The sequence below is a fragment of the Vibrio jasicida 090810c genome (assembly GCF_002887615.1).
Classification (GTDB): Bacteria; Pseudomonadota; Gammaproteobacteria; order Enterobacterales; family Vibrionaceae; genus Vibrio; species Vibrio jasicida.
In genome coordinates this window covers 643,099-659,209 of the sequence record NZ_CP025792.1, presented here as the reverse complement: position 1 = coordinate 659,209, position 16,111 = coordinate 643,099, and the positions used below count along the sequence as shown (strand labels likewise).

15 protein-coding genes are annotated in these 16,111 nt (G+C 41.0%); 10 read left to right on the top strand and 5 right to left on the bottom strand.

Going from position 1 to position 16,111, the window contains the following annotated elements:
* Positions 1-24: 24 nt before the first annotated feature.
* From C1S73_RS03175 to C1S73_RS03165, 3 genes are all read right to left on the bottom strand, one after another.
* Complete coding sequence (locus C1S73_RS03175) at positions 25-1,026, bottom strand: DUF2955 domain-containing protein (RefSeq protein ID WP_038873276.1); 1,002 nt, start codon at positions 1,024-1,026, stop codon at positions 25-27.
* Positions 1,016-2,122, bottom strand: a complete 1,107-nt coding sequence (locus C1S73_RS03170; RefSeq protein ID WP_038873274.1) for an HlyD family secretion protein — start codon at positions 2,120-2,122, stop codon at positions 1,016-1,018. The genes C1S73_RS03175 and C1S73_RS03170 overlap by 11 nt, the downstream gene beginning before the upstream one ends.
* A 281-nt stretch (positions 2,123-2,403) precedes the next feature.
* Entirely contained in the window at positions 2,404-2,631 is a 228-nt protein-coding gene (locus tag C1S73_RS03165) for a glutaredoxin family protein (RefSeq protein ID WP_038873272.1), read from the bottom strand.
* A 496-nt stretch (positions 2,632-3,127) separates the two neighbouring features.
* On the opposite strand from C1S73_RS03165, the gene C1S73_RS03160 reads away from it, so the two are divergent.
* The 8 genes from C1S73_RS03160 (at position 3,128) to C1S73_RS03125 (ending at position 12,059) form a co-directional block, all read left to right on the top strand.
* Positions 3,128-3,469 carry a hypothetical protein gene (locus C1S73_RS03160; RefSeq protein WP_038873270.1) on the top strand — a complete coding sequence of 114 codons (342 nt, stop codon included), beginning with the start codon at positions 3,128-3,130 and terminating at the stop codon, positions 3,467-3,469.
* A gap of 480 nt (positions 3,470-3,949) precedes the next feature.
* Positions 3,950-4,462: a hypothetical protein gene (locus C1S73_RS03155; RefSeq protein ID WP_038873267.1), complete on the top strand. Its 513-nt coding sequence runs from the start codon at positions 3,950-3,952 to the stop codon at positions 4,460-4,462.
* A 75-nt stretch (positions 4,463-4,537) separates the two neighbouring features.
* Positions 4,538-5,062, top strand: a complete 525-nt coding sequence (locus tag C1S73_RS03150) for a hypothetical protein (protein WP_038873264.1) — start codon at positions 4,538-4,540, stop codon at positions 5,060-5,062.
* Positions 5,059-7,830, top strand: coding sequence for a TcfC E-set like domain-containing protein (locus C1S73_RS03145; protein ID WP_050566742.1), 2,772 nt, complete (start codon positions 5,059-5,061; stop codon positions 7,828-7,830). The genes C1S73_RS03150 and C1S73_RS03145 overlap by 4 nt, the downstream gene beginning before the upstream one ends.
* An 8-nt stretch (positions 7,831-7,838) precedes the next feature.
* Complete coding sequence (locus C1S73_RS03140) at positions 7,839-8,561, top strand: fimbrial biogenesis chaperone (protein ID WP_038873260.1); 723 nt, start codon at positions 7,839-7,841, stop codon at positions 8,559-8,561.
* Positions 8,562-8,563: 2 nt separating this feature from the next.
* Positions 8,564-9,613, top strand: coding sequence for a hypothetical protein (locus tag C1S73_RS03135; RefSeq protein WP_038873258.1), 1,050 nt, complete (start codon positions 8,564-8,566; stop codon positions 9,611-9,613).
* A 1-nt stretch (position 9,614) separates the two neighbouring features.
* A complete protein-coding gene (locus tag C1S73_RS03130; protein ID WP_038873256.1) occupies positions 9,615-10,367 on the top strand; it encodes an outer membrane beta-barrel protein in 753 nt (250 codons plus the stop codon).
* A gap of 213 nt (positions 10,368-10,580) precedes the next feature.
* Complete coding sequence (locus C1S73_RS03125; RefSeq protein ID WP_038873254.1) at positions 10,581-12,059, top strand: hypothetical protein; 1,479 nt, start codon at positions 10,581-10,583, stop codon at positions 12,057-12,059.
* Positions 12,060-12,222: 163 nt separating this feature from the next.
* Here the strand turns inward: C1S73_RS03125 and C1S73_RS03120 are convergent, their stop codons facing one another.
* Positions 12,223-12,570, bottom strand: a complete 348-nt coding sequence (locus C1S73_RS03120) for a helix-turn-helix domain-containing protein (protein ID WP_050566741.1) — start codon at positions 12,568-12,570, stop codon at positions 12,223-12,225.
* A 165-nt stretch (positions 12,571-12,735) separates the two neighbouring features.
* Positions 12,736-12,981 carry a hypothetical protein gene (locus tag C1S73_RS03115; RefSeq protein WP_038873253.1) on the bottom strand — a complete coding sequence of 82 codons (246 nt, stop codon included), beginning with the start codon at positions 12,979-12,981 and terminating at the stop codon, positions 12,736-12,738.
* Between the two features lie 340 nt (positions 12,982-13,321).
* Here C1S73_RS03115 and C1S73_RS03110 point away from each other — a divergent pair, with 340 nt between their 5' ends.
* Both C1S73_RS03110 and C1S73_RS03105 read left to right on the top strand, forming a co-directional pair.
* Positions 13,322-13,636, top strand: a complete 315-nt coding sequence (locus C1S73_RS03110; protein ID WP_050566740.1) for an Hpt domain-containing protein — start codon at positions 13,322-13,324, stop codon at positions 13,634-13,636.
* 11 nt (positions 13,637-13,647) lie between these two features.
* Positions 13,648-15,978, top strand: coding sequence for an ATP-binding protein (locus C1S73_RS03105; RefSeq protein ID WP_038873251.1), 2,331 nt, complete (start codon positions 13,648-13,650; stop codon positions 15,976-15,978).
* Positions 15,979-16,111: the final 133 nt, after the last annotated feature.

The window sequence follows — 16,111 nt, the reverse complement described above, 5'->3', positions numbered from 1 at the left end:
ATAAAGTGCCCAAGCTTAATGCGACTACGCGGTCTTCTTGTCGCGAGATTCGAAGAAATAGGTCACAAATACCATGTAGGCAACGACCAACACTAACTGCCATATCCGAACGTAAAACTTATCGTCTAGCGCACCGCTGCTCATAGAGGTACCCATTAACACCATAAAGCCCGTAAATGCAGTGGCGTAGACTGGGGCTTTGGCGGGCTCGGTGTAAATCTTGGTCCCAAGTAACGTAATAACCACCAACATCACAAGCATGTAGATATACATATTTGGCACCAGAGAAATGGTAACGAAGGCAGCGAAAGCGAGTAGTCCTCCTAACACATTACTGATAACAAAAAACAATGATGTCTTGCCCGCTTTGTCGCTGGTTGCCATCAGAGAAAGCAGCATGACAAACGCAACCGTGAGCAATATTTGTGACAGTTGGAAATAGAAATAAAAGCAAACCAAGGGAAACGACATCATCCAAGCTCGAATCGCAGCATTCCAACGCACTTCTTTGCTTAAGGGTGAAGGAGGGAAGCCAGCAAATTCAGTCGCATCCTCTTCTGGGAAGTAAGCATGCGACACCCCGTAAAGCGCTACGGCGACGATACCAGAAAACGCAAAACCAATACCTACGTCTAACGCTGCTTGCTTGTCGATGATGGTAACCGATGGAATCAAAATCAAGGCAATCATTAAGAAAGTGGCAAACATTCCCCATTTCGGATCGGTAAATAGGTAATAGCTCCACAACATGCCCAGCGAGAGTACAGCCAGAAAGGTAATTTTGTACTCTGGCAATCCGCTCGATACCAAAAAGCCAATGATCGCGGTGGAGATCAACGCATAGCCAAGTTGTTTGACATGCAAAATATGAAATTGCGGTTTATCGACGATGAATTTTGCCGTCAGAAGAGGCGTACAAAATGCCAAAGGCCAGTTAAACCATAACGCGATAAAAGTAGCCAAACCTACAGTGACAACATAGCGCAGTATTCGACGTTCTTGTGCTTGGGTCAGACTATCTAACATAAGAGAACACGCTCACTAGATTGATCCAAATCTTGCCGAGAAAGTTAAATAGAGCATTGCTCTCTGTGTAGATCACCACATCTGCTTGTCCACCGATGCGCATGAAGTCAGCGGCATGTTTATCATCGAGCCTAATCGTCACGGGCATACGTTGTGTATCGCGCAGCCAACCATTTTGATTTTTCACGGTGGCTAAGGTGCCTGGCTGATTATTCGCGCCCCATGCAACCCCTAAATCTACTGAAGATACTGTGCCAGAGAAGGTTTGTCCGGGCGCATTATCGAGTGCAACTTCAACTTTATCTCCGGCGTTAATGTTGCCCATGCTGTTTTCGCGGAAGAAGGCTTCAAGCCATAAACCGTCGCTTTCAACAAACGTCATCAAAGTAGAACCTGCTGTGGCATAAGCGCCTTGAGACAAATTAAAATTGGTCACAGCGCCATCAGAAGGTGCTCGCATTGTCGTGCGTGATAAGTTCAGTTGCGCTTGTTGCAGTTCTAGTAAAGCCGATTGGATCTGAGCGTTCTCTTCACCTGCCGCTCCCACCTGAGCTTTTGCTTTTTCTAGGTTCGCTTTGGCGTTAACGACATCGGCATTCGCTCTATCAATGGCTGCGCGAGTTGTGTCTGCATCTGATTTTGAAACCACGCCTTTTTCTGCCATGGCTAAAACTCGTTGACCTTGGCGTTTAGCATTTTCTTGTGCCACGAGCGCGGTGGTCAATTGAGCTTGTGCCGACATCACACCTGCCATTTGCGAGCCAACATTCTGTCCTGCGATTTTGAGCTTTGCTTCTGCTTGCTTGACCGCAATCTGGTGATCGGTGGTATTGATTTGCAGTAGCACATCGCCTTTTTTGACTTCGGTATTTGGTTTAATGCTGACGCTGTCAACTTGGCCAGAAACTTGTGGGATCAATGAGACGACATTGCCTTCCACGCGGACATTATCGGTCGTCGGAATGATACGATCTGCCACAATCGCTGTACCAATGGACACCATAGTGAGTGCCAATAATGCATTGGTTGTGCGCTTGACCTTATTAACCGATTGCGGCGTCTGGCTTACTTGGTTTTCTGCTGCTGTCTCTGACATATTCACACTCACTGATGATAGAAAAGAACGGTCAGAGTTTATGAACGATGCAAGATAAGGCGCGAATTAAACTGAGACCGGTTGGCTTGAGTGTAAAAATACAGTGTGTGAGTAACTCAAAATTGCCATTACACGACATTTGCTAATTTGAATAGTCGTCGGATTGAGCAGAGGAGCGTAGACACTCAGGCGAGATAGGTGGGGGCAGATACAAAAAGAGCCTCTCTTTGGAGAAGCTCTTCAGTGCGCTAAGTAACCGAGCAAATGGATTGGCTCGCCTCTTAGTTGCTGTACATTTTTTCAAAGTTCTTTGGGTTCCAGCCAATCATGACTTGATCGCCAATCTTCAGTACAGGTACAGAGCGAGCACCCAGAGCATCGAGCTCTTTGCGACCGCGCTGCATCTTTGCGTTGCACAAGCGGTAGTTAATATTTTTCGAATCAAGATAACGTTGAGCATCTTTGCAGTGCGGGCATTTGTCTGTGATGTAAAGAACGACACGTTTCATTCAATTTCTCTCCATTATCGTCGGGAGGCGAAGTTTAGCGAGGTTTCAAGGTAAAGAAAAGCTTGGTGAACGACTAAGTAAAGTAGGATTAACGGGAGGAAGAGCTTAGACATCAGAGAGATTGAGGATAAAAAAATCCCCTCCGCAGGGAGGGGGAATAATAAAGCATTATGTAGTTCAAGACTAAAGACGAGCACCATGAAAGTGCTACGAGAGAGATAGTATGTAAGTTTATAGGCATGTTATATAGCACTTCATATTAATTTGTATAAAGAATGCATACTATGCTTAATAATGTCATAAATGAAAAATGCTATTTTATTTTATCCTTGATGAAAATGAGATTAAATAGTTTATAATTCACTAGTTTAGAACTTTTATTAGCATAAGTGTAAAACATAAAACAAGAAAGCTATTCTAGCTAAAATATTCATTGTGAAATTATCAATCAACTAAAGGATATGATGTTTAATGAATTAAAATTAGTGATCAGACCATGCCGAAAGATAAGATAACACGTGCGGAGCAGTTTATTATTAAAGCAAAAGAGAAACATGGAGATTTATACGATTACTCGAAAGTCGATTACCTCAACCAAAACACCTATGTGCAGATCATTTGTCTTGTGCATGGCTCTTTCTACACATCCCCTAAAAACTTCCTAGCTGGAAACAAAAAAGTAGGGTGTCCCGTTTGCAACCGTCAAAGCCGACTGATCGCATTGAATAAAAAACAGGTTTCTAAAGCCGCGTCAACAAAAGGATGTAACACCAACAACTTCAATGTGTGCGGGAGTGCCAGCAAGCATAAACACTTACTGTGTGAAGTGTTTCGATAACACGTTATTCTAAAATAATTACCAATCCACCCAGTAGGTCGAACGACCTTTCTCTCTCTTCTATCTATCTCTACTGAACTTCAAAACATCATCCGATTGTGTATTGGGTGATGCCCAACGCTCTCTGATTTTAACCACTTAGGCGTCACCCTCTTACTCATCAGAATCTTGTAAACTCGCAAAATTTATGTCCTTTTTGATGCTAAATAAAAAGAAAGTTCTTCTTATTGTCTTTTCAATCAATTTTATTTTTCTTGTAGAGCATGACGTTGTCGTATATATGGGAGGAATATAGAAAATAAGTAATAAGCACTTTGCCATAGGCAGTTATTTATATTGATTGTTTGAAATGCTCAATAAATTACTTCGAGTGATTTGCAAAATACACACGTCTGGTCACGGCGGAGTGAGGAAACATATCCAACTGATTCAGATTAACTTACTTACATTGTGTATTTATATTTCCTAAGGAAGACAAAAATGAACAACTTCAAAAAAGCAGCACTAACTTCTCTAGTTTTGGCAGGTATGGCTATGGGTAGTGCACAAGCGGCAGATCCAACTGCAGTGGTTGTATGGACAGGTAAAGTTCCTGCAATTAACGCAGGTGACACACTACTTATTACTGGTCTTGGTGGTGATTTGAGCCCTGTAACAGGTACTCTTGCTCCAAATGTTGACGGTACATTCGTATCTCCAGCTCTTCTACTTGAATCACACACTAACGATGGTACTGCAGAAGCGCCTGTAGTTGGTGCTCTAAAAGCTGCGACTTGGACTCTAAAAGCAGCTGAAATCGCATACGCGGGCTCTCCACAACTTGACCAAGTTGCTGAAGTTAAGATTAACGGTGAAGTCGTTGCTTTAAACGCGGCACTAACTGGTACTACTGACTCAATTGGCGTAACTATCTCTCAAACCGCAGTACTTGCAGCAGACGTTAGTGGTCAAGATGTTCAAGCGTCAGTAACGCTACTTGCATCGGCAATCTAATAAGCCTTTTCTATAAGGTTTTATAGTTAGGGCTTGCGTCAGGCAAGCCCTATTAATTTAAGCTAGTGAATCGATATGAAAAAAACAACAGTAATGTTACTTGGATTTATGTTCATTAGCATGAATGTGAGTGCTTTAGAAAAAACACTAAGAGTAACAACAAACATAGATATTAGTAACCTTTATACCGATGCGATTACCAAGGTCGAATTCGAGCCTGCGTCATTACAACTTGATATTCAAGACGATAGATCAGGGTTCAAGAACGAAGTTACAACGATGAAAGTATCAACCGATATACCAATGAATACTTCGAGCGTCGGGTATACCTCTGAACTATTAAGAAATACAACAAGTTGTACTGATTATTTTGGCGAGGTGAATCCCCAAGAGAATTTTACCTCTGTCTATTTTGATGGCGATTTGATTGCGATAGGTGAGAAGGCTTTGTTGAAAGACTTTAAGACTGATGATGGTACTTATAAATATAGCGAACACAGTATCGAATTAAAATTTATCCCTTTTTCTGAAGCCATATCAACAGGTCCTTTGAAAGAATGCAGTGGTGAAGTCGAGTTTAGAGTTGGAGTAGATATATGAACAACAAATTTAAGTATGCAAGCATTTCTTTCGCTATAGCATGCCAACTTTACTCAAATAATATTTTTGCTACAGGTGTTCCTGATGGCTTTGAAGATCATTTCAAGTTACAAGAGACGTTTGTTAAATTCCGAAATCTCGATGGCTCTTTTTCTGAGTCTGTACCTGTGTTGAGCTCATTTCAAACATTAAAAATTGATGAAAATAATCAAGACTCTTTAGATAAGATCGAAAAGTACCTCAACGATAACAATATTAAAGCCGATTATCACCAGCAAATCATCTCAGTCTTAATTCAAGGAATAGAAGATAAGTCACAGTGCATTGGCAAAATTGAAAACTGTGAGATTTTCCCGGAAACCTTCGAAATTGTTCAAAACTATAACGACCAAGAAGTGTATTTGTTTGTTTCTCCGAGCATTCTCGAACTCTATAATTCAAACAAAAACCGCAGATATCATGAGCCAAAAAGTAATAGCAATGGTCTGATCAATTCTTTCGATTTGTATGTTAGTACCTATCATGAAAGGGATTCAGTTGTATCACTCAATGATGAAGTGACACTTGGTCTCCCTTATGGTTATTTAAGAAGTGATTTCAATTTAACCAATAGTGAAAATGGCTCAGAGCTGTACGAAGTGGCATATCATTTGGACGTGGATGCCTACGCTTTCAAAGCAGGACATTTTGAGTATGACCCGACTGTAAACTCCACAGATTACTTAAACAATACTGCTCGTTTGTCACAAAACTCGATGACTTTTTCCACTTCAGAAAAGCTTTTAGTAGGCGGCAAAAACAGCAATAAAGTATTGAGTTTCTATGTTCCTTCGAGTGGCCTTGTCCAAGTCTTTCGTGGTGAGCGAATTATCTATCAAGCGAATGTGCCAGAAGGCCAAAACTCAATCTCTTACAGTGAATTACCATCTGGACGGTATGAAGCAAGAGTTGAAGTTTCTAATAATGGACAAGTGGTAAACACACAAACATTTCAAGTCTACAACAGTACAAATGACACGCTTAGTGAAGGAAGTGTGGATTACGCCCTTAGCGCAGGTTTGTTCGCGGAAAGCTACTACGACTATGAAGAGAGTGGTGTCACAGACGTTAAAGACGATGCCTATGGTCGAGGGCTTATCAACTACCAGGTATTGCCATCACTCCAATTAGGAGCAGGGGCACTGGTTACGGATACTGGAAACATGTATAGCCTAGGGGCTAACTACTACCTGCTCAACACCGGCATGGTATTGGAAGGTGTTCACAGTCAGTTTGATGACGCAGCGCACAGTAACGTCAACCTCGGTTTGCCTTGGTTTAATGTGTCATACGAATCGTTAGATAACGACAAAGGTGACCCAGTTGCCTCACATATGTATGGGTATATTGATTACTCTCGGTGGTCGGTCAACTCGAGTTATAACTTTGGGCAAGGCCGCTCCATTTACGCGATCTATACCCGCAGTGATGAGACATTACTCAATAATCAGCTCGGTGGCGGAAGTCTTGAGCGAGAAACCAACCTTGTTTCTGTTGGTTACAGTGCACCGGCAATTTTAGATTCTCGTTTGAACCTAAACTTTGACTACTCCGACGTCGATGAGAGCAAAAACATTAGCGTACTGTGGACTATTCCTCTCTCAGATTCAATGGACGCTATCGCGAGTATTTCGTCTGATACTGACACGCTAAACCAATTACGAACGTCAGTAAGAAAAAGCAACTTATTAGACTCTGATTCAGTGAATACGGCTTTAGAGGTTGGCAACACTTATAACCGTGACCTCGAAGATATGTATCAAGACGCTACGTTGAGTGCTGATGGCTACAATGATTATGCACGAATGAACGCATTGGCTTATGTCTCTTCGCAAGACAGCACTCGCGGTATTAACGCTGGCTTATCGAGTACACAGATTGTCACGACGGAAGGCGTTCATATAACCAAAGATCGTTCGGAAGCTTATACCTTGGTCAATATCCAAGATATTCGCAACACCGAAAATGATGAAGAGATCATAGAAAAAGGTTATCTAACGCTCGCTCGAGATGGCAAAACCAACAGTAAGTTTATCGTATATGACGATGACCAAATTGTTCCTTTGCGAAGTTACCATGAATACGATGCTAACTTTGATTCCCAAAGTGTCAATTTGTACAACTCAGGTGAAAGTAAGAAAAAAGTCTACACCCACCCTGGTACGGTTTCTTACCTATCTCCTAAGATCAGCCGCGTCGTTTCATTTGTAAGTGCGTTCAACAACATTTCTGATGAACCTATTACTGACGTCCAATGTGGGGGCATAGGATGTTTGGAAGTCAATGAAATGGCCGATGGTGTTTATCGAGTAACGGTTCTGGAAGGATTAGATTTTGAACTGACCTCAGATCAAAACGAATGCTTGTTACCTTATGAGTTTACATCAACGACTCAATTGAACTTTGGACAGAATTACTGCTTGCCAATTGCAGACGGCAATGAAGTTCAACAGATTGAGATTGATGAAGAGTTGTTTAGTGCCATTTTCCTAGGTTCCTATGAGGAGTCTGAACAATTAGAAAATTCAGTTAACAAGCTTAAGTCATTGGGATATCGAGTTATTCAAAAAGACATTGGTTCATTGAAGGCCGTTTATATTGCCCATAAAGCGTCGAATATGGCCGATATGTTAGCAAGTCATGAAAAAGAAATTGAAACGATCAAACTATTAGCAAAGCGTTTGTATAAGACTAATTCAATCAGTTACCCAGTTGCGAAAGTAAATTAAGGCATGTCATGAAATTAAAGAATATTACCTTACCATTGTTGAGTTTGGCTTTTAGTGTTTTTTCTACTCCATCACAAGCATTCAAGGTGGATAAAATGGTGATTGTTGGCGACGAAAGGGGTAATGGAATAATTACTCTTAGTAACGACCAAGATGTACCACTATTTATTAATACAGAAATCGATGAAATAAATATTAATAATGGGGTGGATATTGATAAGATCAATTACTCGAGAGACAACTTAGAAGATTGGAAGATCTCGTTAACTTATCAAAAGTTGGTGCTTAAACCTGGTGAAACGAAAGACATCGGTATTCGAAGCCTTTGTCACAATACAACTTGTGATAACTCAAAGGACTTAATGTTTATGTTGTCGTTCATTCCAAGTAAATATCAAGAAGGTGAAAGGAAAACTTCTGGTGTTGATATCAACTATGGTTTCGCACCCGTTTATATCATTCCGACGACTGCTCCTCAGTTGAATTATGAAATCTTAAATAAAGGGGAAATGTTAGAAGTTAAGAACGACAGCAATACGATGATCAATATCTTTATAGATAGTTGTGACTCTCGAGTGACTGCACAGTGTCGACAAAAGCTCATCGTTTTAGCTGGTCGCGAGAAAACCTTTAACTTGTTGGATACCATTCAGCGCGATGCGTTAAATATCATAGTCAACTCTCACGATGGTAGCTATTCCAAAGCTGAAATCATTAGACGGAGTAATTAAAAATGCACAAGGTGTTTCATCATTTCATAGCAACGAGTGCGTTGTTACTGTCTAGTTATTCTCATGGCGCTTTTTACGTCAATGCTGAAGTGAAATCGGATGGTATAAAATGGGACAACGTCACTTATGGAAAAGGCGATAACAAGGTGCCAAGTAAGTGGGGAGTACCACCCGCTTTGCGCTCTGTGCTTTCTTGGTCTGCCGGATCTTTCCCCGTTGTCCCGCAAAGTTCGATTACCTTGAGAGGGGGGCTGAATGTAGAAACCACAGATAGCATTCCTATCACGATTACAGGTATTCAGTACAACACGACTGGTATTAACTTAACTGAGAGTACGAATACGATTGGCGGCGGGTGTACGCGAGATGAAGTAGCATTGCCACTCATTACGCTAGAGAGCACAGGTGCTGGATGCATTTCCTCGACGAAACTGTCTCCTGCGACACCTACATCGCCATTTCTCTTGTTTCGTCCGATGTTTCAAATCGATGATATGGCGATCGTAAACGCCTTATATGGCAAGTCTGAAGGCAGTTACTCAGCATCAGCACCAATCATGATTCGCTATTACTACGAAAACACCAGTGGCATTTCGACATTCCGAAACATAAACGATGTGATCATTTTTAACTTCGATTACGACCCTGTAGAAATTACAGGTCTGGAAGTCAGAAGTGGGGACGGCATCATGACGCCAAACTACAACAGTACGGATCGTCGTGTGACTTCTGAAACTAATTACCGACTTGAGGCAATGGGCTTTTTCCATGATGGCATTGTGTTAACCATGCCGTCGCAAGATTACGAGATGGTGAACAGTACTTCTCCCGACGTCACCATTCCTTATAGCGTTGTGTGCAATGAATGCAGTGCGACCAAATTGGTTGATGATGGTGTTTTGCTTGAACAAGTCACGACGATTGGCGAGGGGAGCGGTATTCAAAAAAGCATTACTTTCAATCTGAAGTTCGATTACGACGTTGATGGTGAAACCTTAGTGTCCGGCGATTACGCCGATACAGTAACGATTATGGTAGAGCCGGGTATATAAGATGAAACAGTATTATTTATTAGCGTTAATGGCATCTGCGGCTTCCATATCTAACGCGCAATCCGTGGAGGTTGCCACGCCATATTATGTCAAAGGTGGACTAAACGCCTCTGTTTTAGATGACAGAAAAAAAGATGGTGAAGGGTTCGGTTTTGAAGCGATGGCAGGCTTCACCTATAAAAACGATATTTTTCTTGAGGCCGGATACCAAAATTTCGACTGGCGACGAGATGATGGTCTTGAACTTGATGCACTCTCGATTAAAGCGAGTTGGCTGATGCCAGTCAGTGATTTTGCTTCGATTTACGCAGGTCCTGGCTTTGCATTTATTGAAAGCGAAGTAAGCCCATCAGCACAGCTGGGAATTCAATATCAATTATCAACCAATTGGTATGCGGATGTGAGTTATCAAGGTATCTTCAATATTGATGAACTGGATGATGATCTTTATTCATTCAATTTTTCATTCTTATATCGATTCTCTGAGGCACAGCCTGTGGTGGATGAGCCAGTTAGTCCGCCTGAAAAGCCTATCATAGAGGAGCCTATCGAAGTCGTTCCAGAACAAAAAGAGTGCCGTTTAGAAAGCTATCCTTACCAATTGGTTAAGGGAGATTACTTATTGAAAATCGCGCGTATTAATAACTTAACGCTGCGGGACATCGTGGAACTCAACCCTCAATTAAATGGGCGAAACTTGGATCTTGTTTATCCGGGAGAAGTCATTAACTACCCAAGAGCTGTTTGTGAATAAAGACAAAAGGCACTGTAACCACAGTGCCTTTTTTAACCCTATTTAACACCTCAGTCTTATTCTCAACGGCTAGCTAAACCTTGATAACAAAAGCATTGCGCTCGAAGCAAACTCTATTGGCACTTGAATAGGCAACGATGAAAAAGTGCCCTATGTCTCTACGGTTGAAATATTTACCATAGCAAAATTCAATAAATGATAGGAAAGATGTCTATGCACCATAACCTTTACAAAAGGAAGTTCCCATACGCCGTGGTAGCGATGGCTATTGCCCTTGCCGGCTGTAATGGCGAAGGTGACAATGCAAAAGATACTGGTTCACCAGAAAGTACCGTACCAGCGACAATCGTTGCTCAAAACGCGACTTTTATTACTCAGCATGATGCGAACTACGAAGTGGATCTGTCAGATAAAGTCTCGGTAAGCGACGGCAAGAGCTTTAGACTTGTTGAGGTAACTTCACTAACGCAAGATGCAGAATGTTACCCACTTGAGCAAACTGAACAAGCGTTTACTATTGCGGCAGATACTTCGAAATCTTGTACATATGAATATAAAGTAGAAGTTGTTGATGCCCCTAGTATTGCTCAGGCAAGCATGAGCTCAGTTTCTGCTGCGAGTGCGGATTCGGCTCCGACTGATATCGCAATAACGCGTGTAGCAGTGACGAGTGCAGAAGCGACAGCAACCTCAGAAGTTGAATGGCCAGCGATCAGTGCTGTTACCTTTGTTGAAACAGAGGTAACGGTGGATATTAAAGACGAACTACTTTTTCAAGCGGCTATCAGCGTTCCTTCCGGTTTTAAGCTGAGTGAAGAAATTTCTTTACCTTATGCGTTTCCTGGGGCACCAATTACTGCGACAGTGAACTCGCTTAGAAACACCATTACTTACACGCCGTTCTTTGGCTTTGAAGGTATTGAACGTATCTTGTTCAGTTATATCAACGAATCAACAGGCGAGGTTTATCTCGGCACGTTAGATATCGCTGTTGCTTTTGATCCAAACTTGGGGCTTCAAGTTGAAAAGGGTGGCACTGTAGACAAAGTCAAAGTAGGGGAAAAGACAACGATTGATATCGCTCCTTTTGTGACCTCATTGGATGATGACCGATTCCAGTTGATACATGTTGATTCCTTTAATGCTGCCACTGCACCTCTAAACCCTGGCTTTTTAGGAAATACACAACTTACGTTTGAAACATCGGTCGTAGGTTATCACTATGTGTCTTTTGCAGTATCAGACAACAATGGTGCCTATGGATACGGTTTGGTCGAAGTTCCAGTGTATGATCCGAATAAAGCAGCTCAATGGAGTGGTATTCATAGTCAAGCGCAGTTCTTCACGGCACCACTTACGACTTCAGAAGCACTGATGGAACAGATTGAGTACAGCGGCTCCTTCGTTGATGACACGTTTACACCTGAGTTATCTCTAGCTCTGTTTAACTCAAGCAGTTCGCAAAGTTTTTGTACGAGTAATGCCTCTGGCCGCCTACCAACGTCTACAGAACTTAACGTCTTAAGTGCTGAGGATGTAGAAACATCGAATAACTGGCCTGTGTCACAGCAGTACATTGCGAGTGATGCAGGTGTGTTCAAGACGGTAGATATGAAAACGGGTCTAGCGTCAGATTATGTCGATGGCAATTACCTTGTGACTTGTGTTCAGAATGAGCCGACACCTTTTTAATTTGGCTTAACCTAAGAATAGAAACTAAAAGAGGGCATCATAAAGATGCCCTTTTTGCATTTATTGGTTAGGTCAGAAATCATGGATTAGAGATGGAATGGAGTACGAGTTTAAACAGCAGTGCTGGACTCAATGCTGATTACCCTCAAATGTCTGACTCTTGTTAGAAGGTGACGTTAATTTTGGTTTGGCGGTAGTACATCGCAACGTTCAAGCTATAGCCATGGCGTTGGATCGTTGAGATTTCCCAGAAATCCCCGATGAGATGCAGTTTTTTGCGTAAAGACATGATGGTCATTGGTAAAGAATTGCTACCGACGTAGCTATCTGGCCAGCCGATTCGAAAAAGGTGTTCTTTGGAGAGATGTTTTCCGCAGTTTGAAGCAAGCTCTTTAAGCACGAAAAATTCACTGCGGGTCAAGGTTAGGCTAAATGGTTCCGTTTTCTTTTTATGACGTTTTTCTATTACGAGTGCGAGAGAACCAGCATGGAACTCGATATTGATCGGCATAGTAGTGACTAAAAGTTAAGAAATAACGCCAATCATCTATCTAAATACGGCCTCAGTTAAGGGCTGTTTTAATTTGCTGTACTCTGAAAGTGCTCATAAGCTTGTTCTAAAAGTAGGAAAGCGAATAACAGCCACTCAAGACGATCGAAGTGGCTGTTTTCAAATTCACAAGTCAAACCTTACTATTTTTTGATCTTCATTTCTTTTTTCTGCTTTGGACTTAGTTTCAATTTTGAACTCCGATTTACACTTCTCATCGAGAGAATCAAAGTCGATCTGATTGCTGATTGGACGAGAAGAGCAGTCGAGACTAGGCACAACGCCAAACCACTTTACGGTCACATTTGCAGCTGAAGCATTGAAAGAAATAAAAGCCAAAACACTGAACACTGAAATAACAAAATAACGCATAGTAGGCACCTTTAGTTGTTAGGTTGGTTGGTATGCCTATTAGTATGCTGCTGATTTCCGAATTTTGTAAAATAAAAAGTTATAAATGCTATAGTGAGAGTTTGGCCATATTTTAGCTATAAAGTACATCGTCAACAAAAACGAATGCATATTTCGATGTGGGTTTTTTATACCATTGTTTTTATTGGGTATTTATGGCTGATGTTTTATGTCATTTAAAGTCAGCTTTGTGTCAGGTCATTAGCATCTTAACTATGTGCTACATACAAATGCTATATGAAACATTGGTCAAATTAGGCACTGTACGCGCATTTGTACTTGTAAAGTAAGGTGAATTGCATTGATCAAATATCGAATAGATGAAGCGTTATTTCAGAAAAGCACGGGTGCGGAGTTTACATCGAATAAAGGAATTCATTTTAGAAGGCTGGCAGTTAGTGGATTAAAAGCACTCCACGCAGATGTAATAGAACAAAGCTACAGCAATAAGACTTTAGCTCACCGATTAAAAGGTATTGTGTCTGCTTGTGGGCTCAATGATGTGGCCTCTGTATGTCAAAAACTTGAATTGTATGATGGTGTACTTAATGAAAAGCGCACAAGAAAAATAATCTCTGATATGGCACTGAACTCGATTTGTTCTTTAAGTATTTAATGGAACAGCCCATGTCTTTCAGAAATAAGATACTGATCATCAACGCAACTCTTTTTCTCGTTTTCGTTGGCATTTTTGTCTACGGGACAATTCAGTATGTGAAGGGGAGTTATAATAACCAGTTAGACAGTATTAAAGAGGGGATCATCGGTCAAAATACGAAATTACTACAAACATTTGTCCAAAGCCAAGATGCCTTATTGGAAGAGAAAGCTGACTTTATTTTGGAGGAGATCAAATATCTATCTATGGTTTTTGAATCTTCATGTGTACGAGGCTATCCAACACTTGACCATATAGGGGAGAGCCTGCAATGCATTAATGATACGGCGACAGATTATATTAAAAGTATTGCATTTGTCGATATTTCTAAGAATATTCAAATTTCTTTGGCCGAAAATGGTTCAACATCAATACTTAGATACGATTCTAAGCACACGCCGTTGTGGGCGACCGACAATGCTTTTAAATACAAAGTAGTACGAGATAATATCGCAAATAACTTTTATATACTGCAACCAACAAAAGGTTTTCCAAACGTATTATTAAAGTTTGAACTTGATTTGAAAATTTTTTCACGTTCGCTGTCTTTTGATGGTTTAGATAACTATCAGTATCGATTTCTATTATTGGACGGTGAAGGCAATTTTATTGCATCGAACTTGCAGCAAAGTTTTCGCCGCTTATTAAACACAAAGATTGTGGTTGACGACCATTACGACACGTTACGCGATTACATTCAAAGTATGAAGTCTGGCTCGTTTACCGTGAAAGCAAAGGATGATGTTTACAACATTATTCATCGTCAGAATCAGACCATGAAGTGGCGAGTAATATTAGTGACACCGGAGTCTTATCTCCATTCTAGTTATGTATCGACAAGAGAGTTGCTGCTTTATTCTGATAATCGATTAGTTGAAAAGATTCTGTTTTCTTCGCTTGCATTATTCATACTATTTCTCGTTCTTATTTATTTCACTATGATGAAAACATTCCGTCCAGTGAATGATCTAATAAAACAAGCGAATTACTTAAAAGATAAAGACTTCACTAATGCTGCGAATATTGTTTATCACAACGGGGACGAGATCGAAGTACTGTCTCAAGCTTATAGCGAAGCAGGGAGAACGATTAAGCTGCTCGTAGAAGGGCTGGAAGGAGAAGTAAAACTGCGTACCGAACAGTACGAAAAAGCGGCTAAAGAGGCCCTTGATGCGACGAAGAAAAAATCAACTTTACTGTCTAATGTCTCACACGAAATCCGAACACCTCTTAATGCCATCATTGGCTATTTACATATGTTGAAAATAGAAAAATGCGGCACACATTGCAGTCATGAACTTGAGGGAATAAGCACGGCGAGCAACACGATATTAGATATTGTAAATGACCTCTTAGATTTTGAACGACTTGATTCAGTAAACTACAAGCTTCACCCGAAACATGTGGCAATAAATAAGATTGCACGAGATCTAGAAAAAACATTTCATCCTTTCGCAAAACAAAAAGGACTCAAACTCAACATTGTTAAAGAGGGGATTGGAGGGGCGCATCAGCTGTTTATTGACGAGTTGCGATTTCAACAGGCACTGTCGAACATTATCACGAATGCTATTAAATTTACTGACATCGGAGAAATCGAAATCAGTATTTCAATGGATTCGTTTGACGGCCAAAGAATGGTGGTTTTTGCTGTTCGTGATACTGGTAGAGGAATTAGGAAAGAGGATCTTGAAACGATATTTAATAGCTTTGAACAAGCAAATCAAGAAGATAAACAGTTCGGATTCGGATTAGGTCTAGCAATCACCAAGGCTATCATAAATCTGATGGGTGGTGTGTTAGCAGTAGAGAGTAAAATAGAACAAGGAAGCATATTTAAAATCGCACTTCCAATCTCTATGCTAACTCATAACGTACTTTTAGCACCTGAAGAGGATGAAGGAAGTGCCGACGATGAAAATATTGAAATACAGAGCTTTGAAGGCATTAAAGCGCTGGTGGTTGACGATGTTGAGTTCAACCGGGAGATATTAGAGTACCACCTGAATTTGCTTGGGATTGAATGCGTGACAGCGATAGATGGGGTCGATGCGCTCAATAAATTAGAGAAAGAAGTGGTGGATGTGATTTTAACGGATGTCTCTATGCCAAATATGGGTGGTGTCGAACTCGCAAATCGAAGTAAAAATGTCGCCCCAACGCTACCTATTATTGCCGTTACAGCAAGAGCAACCGTTCAAGAGGAGGAAAAAATGAGTCACTATTTTGATAATTATATTACGAAACCCGTCAACGAAATTGATCTGATGACGGCATTGTCACTGACTTTACATAAATAAATGCCCATCGTTTTCCTTGCGCAGGACAGGAGGAAAACGCTTGTAATTACTCGTGTTGTTGCACTGGTTGAGCACATGAAAAAAAACAGTTTGAAAAGTGCTCTTATATTCATAGCTAGTCATACAACAAAAT

What these genes read in the sequence shown, in the direction of transcription:
- C1S73_RS03170 (WP_038873274.1), bottom strand. Translation starts at nt 2,122, where the DNA reads ATGTCAGAGACAGCAGCAGAAAACCAAGTAAGCCAGACGCCGCAATCG.
- C1S73_RS03175 (WP_038873276.1), bottom strand. Translation starts at nt 1,026, where the DNA reads ATGTTAGATAGTCTGACCCAAGCACAAGAACGTCGAATACTGCGCTAT.
- C1S73_RS03135 (WP_038873258.1), top strand. Translation starts at nt 8,564, where the DNA reads ATGCACAAGGTGTTTCATCATTTCATAGCAACGAGTGCGTTGTTACTG.
- C1S73_RS03130 (WP_038873256.1), top strand. Translation starts at nt 9,615, where the DNA reads ATGAAACAGTATTATTTATTAGCGTTAATGGCATCTGCGGCTTCCATA.
- C1S73_RS03120 (WP_050566741.1), bottom strand. Translation starts at nt 12,570, where the DNA reads ATGCCGATCAATATCGAGTTCCATGCTGGTTCTCTCGCACTCGTAATA.
- C1S73_RS03145 (WP_050566742.1), top strand. Translation starts at nt 5,059, where the DNA reads ATGAACAACAAATTTAAGTATGCAAGCATTTCTTTCGCTATAGCATGC.
- C1S73_RS03125 (WP_038873254.1), top strand. Translation starts at nt 10,581, where the DNA reads ATGCACCATAACCTTTACAAAAGGAAGTTCCCATACGCCGTGGTAGCG.
- C1S73_RS03160 (WP_038873270.1), top strand. Translation starts at nt 3,128, where the DNA reads ATGCCGAAAGATAAGATAACACGTGCGGAGCAGTTTATTATTAAAGCA.
- C1S73_RS03150 (WP_038873264.1), top strand. Translation starts at nt 4,538, where the DNA reads ATGAAAAAAACAACAGTAATGTTACTTGGATTTATGTTCATTAGCATG.
- C1S73_RS03105 (WP_038873251.1), top strand. Translation starts at nt 13,648, where the DNA reads ATGTCTTTCAGAAATAAGATACTGATCATCAACGCAACTCTTTTTCTC.
- C1S73_RS03155 (WP_038873267.1), top strand. Translation starts at nt 3,950, where the DNA reads ATGAACAACTTCAAAAAAGCAGCACTAACTTCTCTAGTTTTGGCAGGT.
- C1S73_RS03140 (WP_038873260.1), top strand. Translation starts at nt 7,839, where the DNA reads ATGAAATTAAAGAATATTACCTTACCATTGTTGAGTTTGGCTTTTAGT.
- C1S73_RS03115 (WP_038873253.1), bottom strand. Translation starts at nt 12,981, where the DNA reads ATGCGTTATTTTGTTATTTCAGTGTTCAGTGTTTTGGCTTTTATTTCT.
- C1S73_RS03165 (WP_038873272.1), bottom strand. Translation starts at nt 2,631, where the DNA reads ATGAAACGTGTCGTTCTTTACATCACAGACAAATGCCCGCACTGCAAA.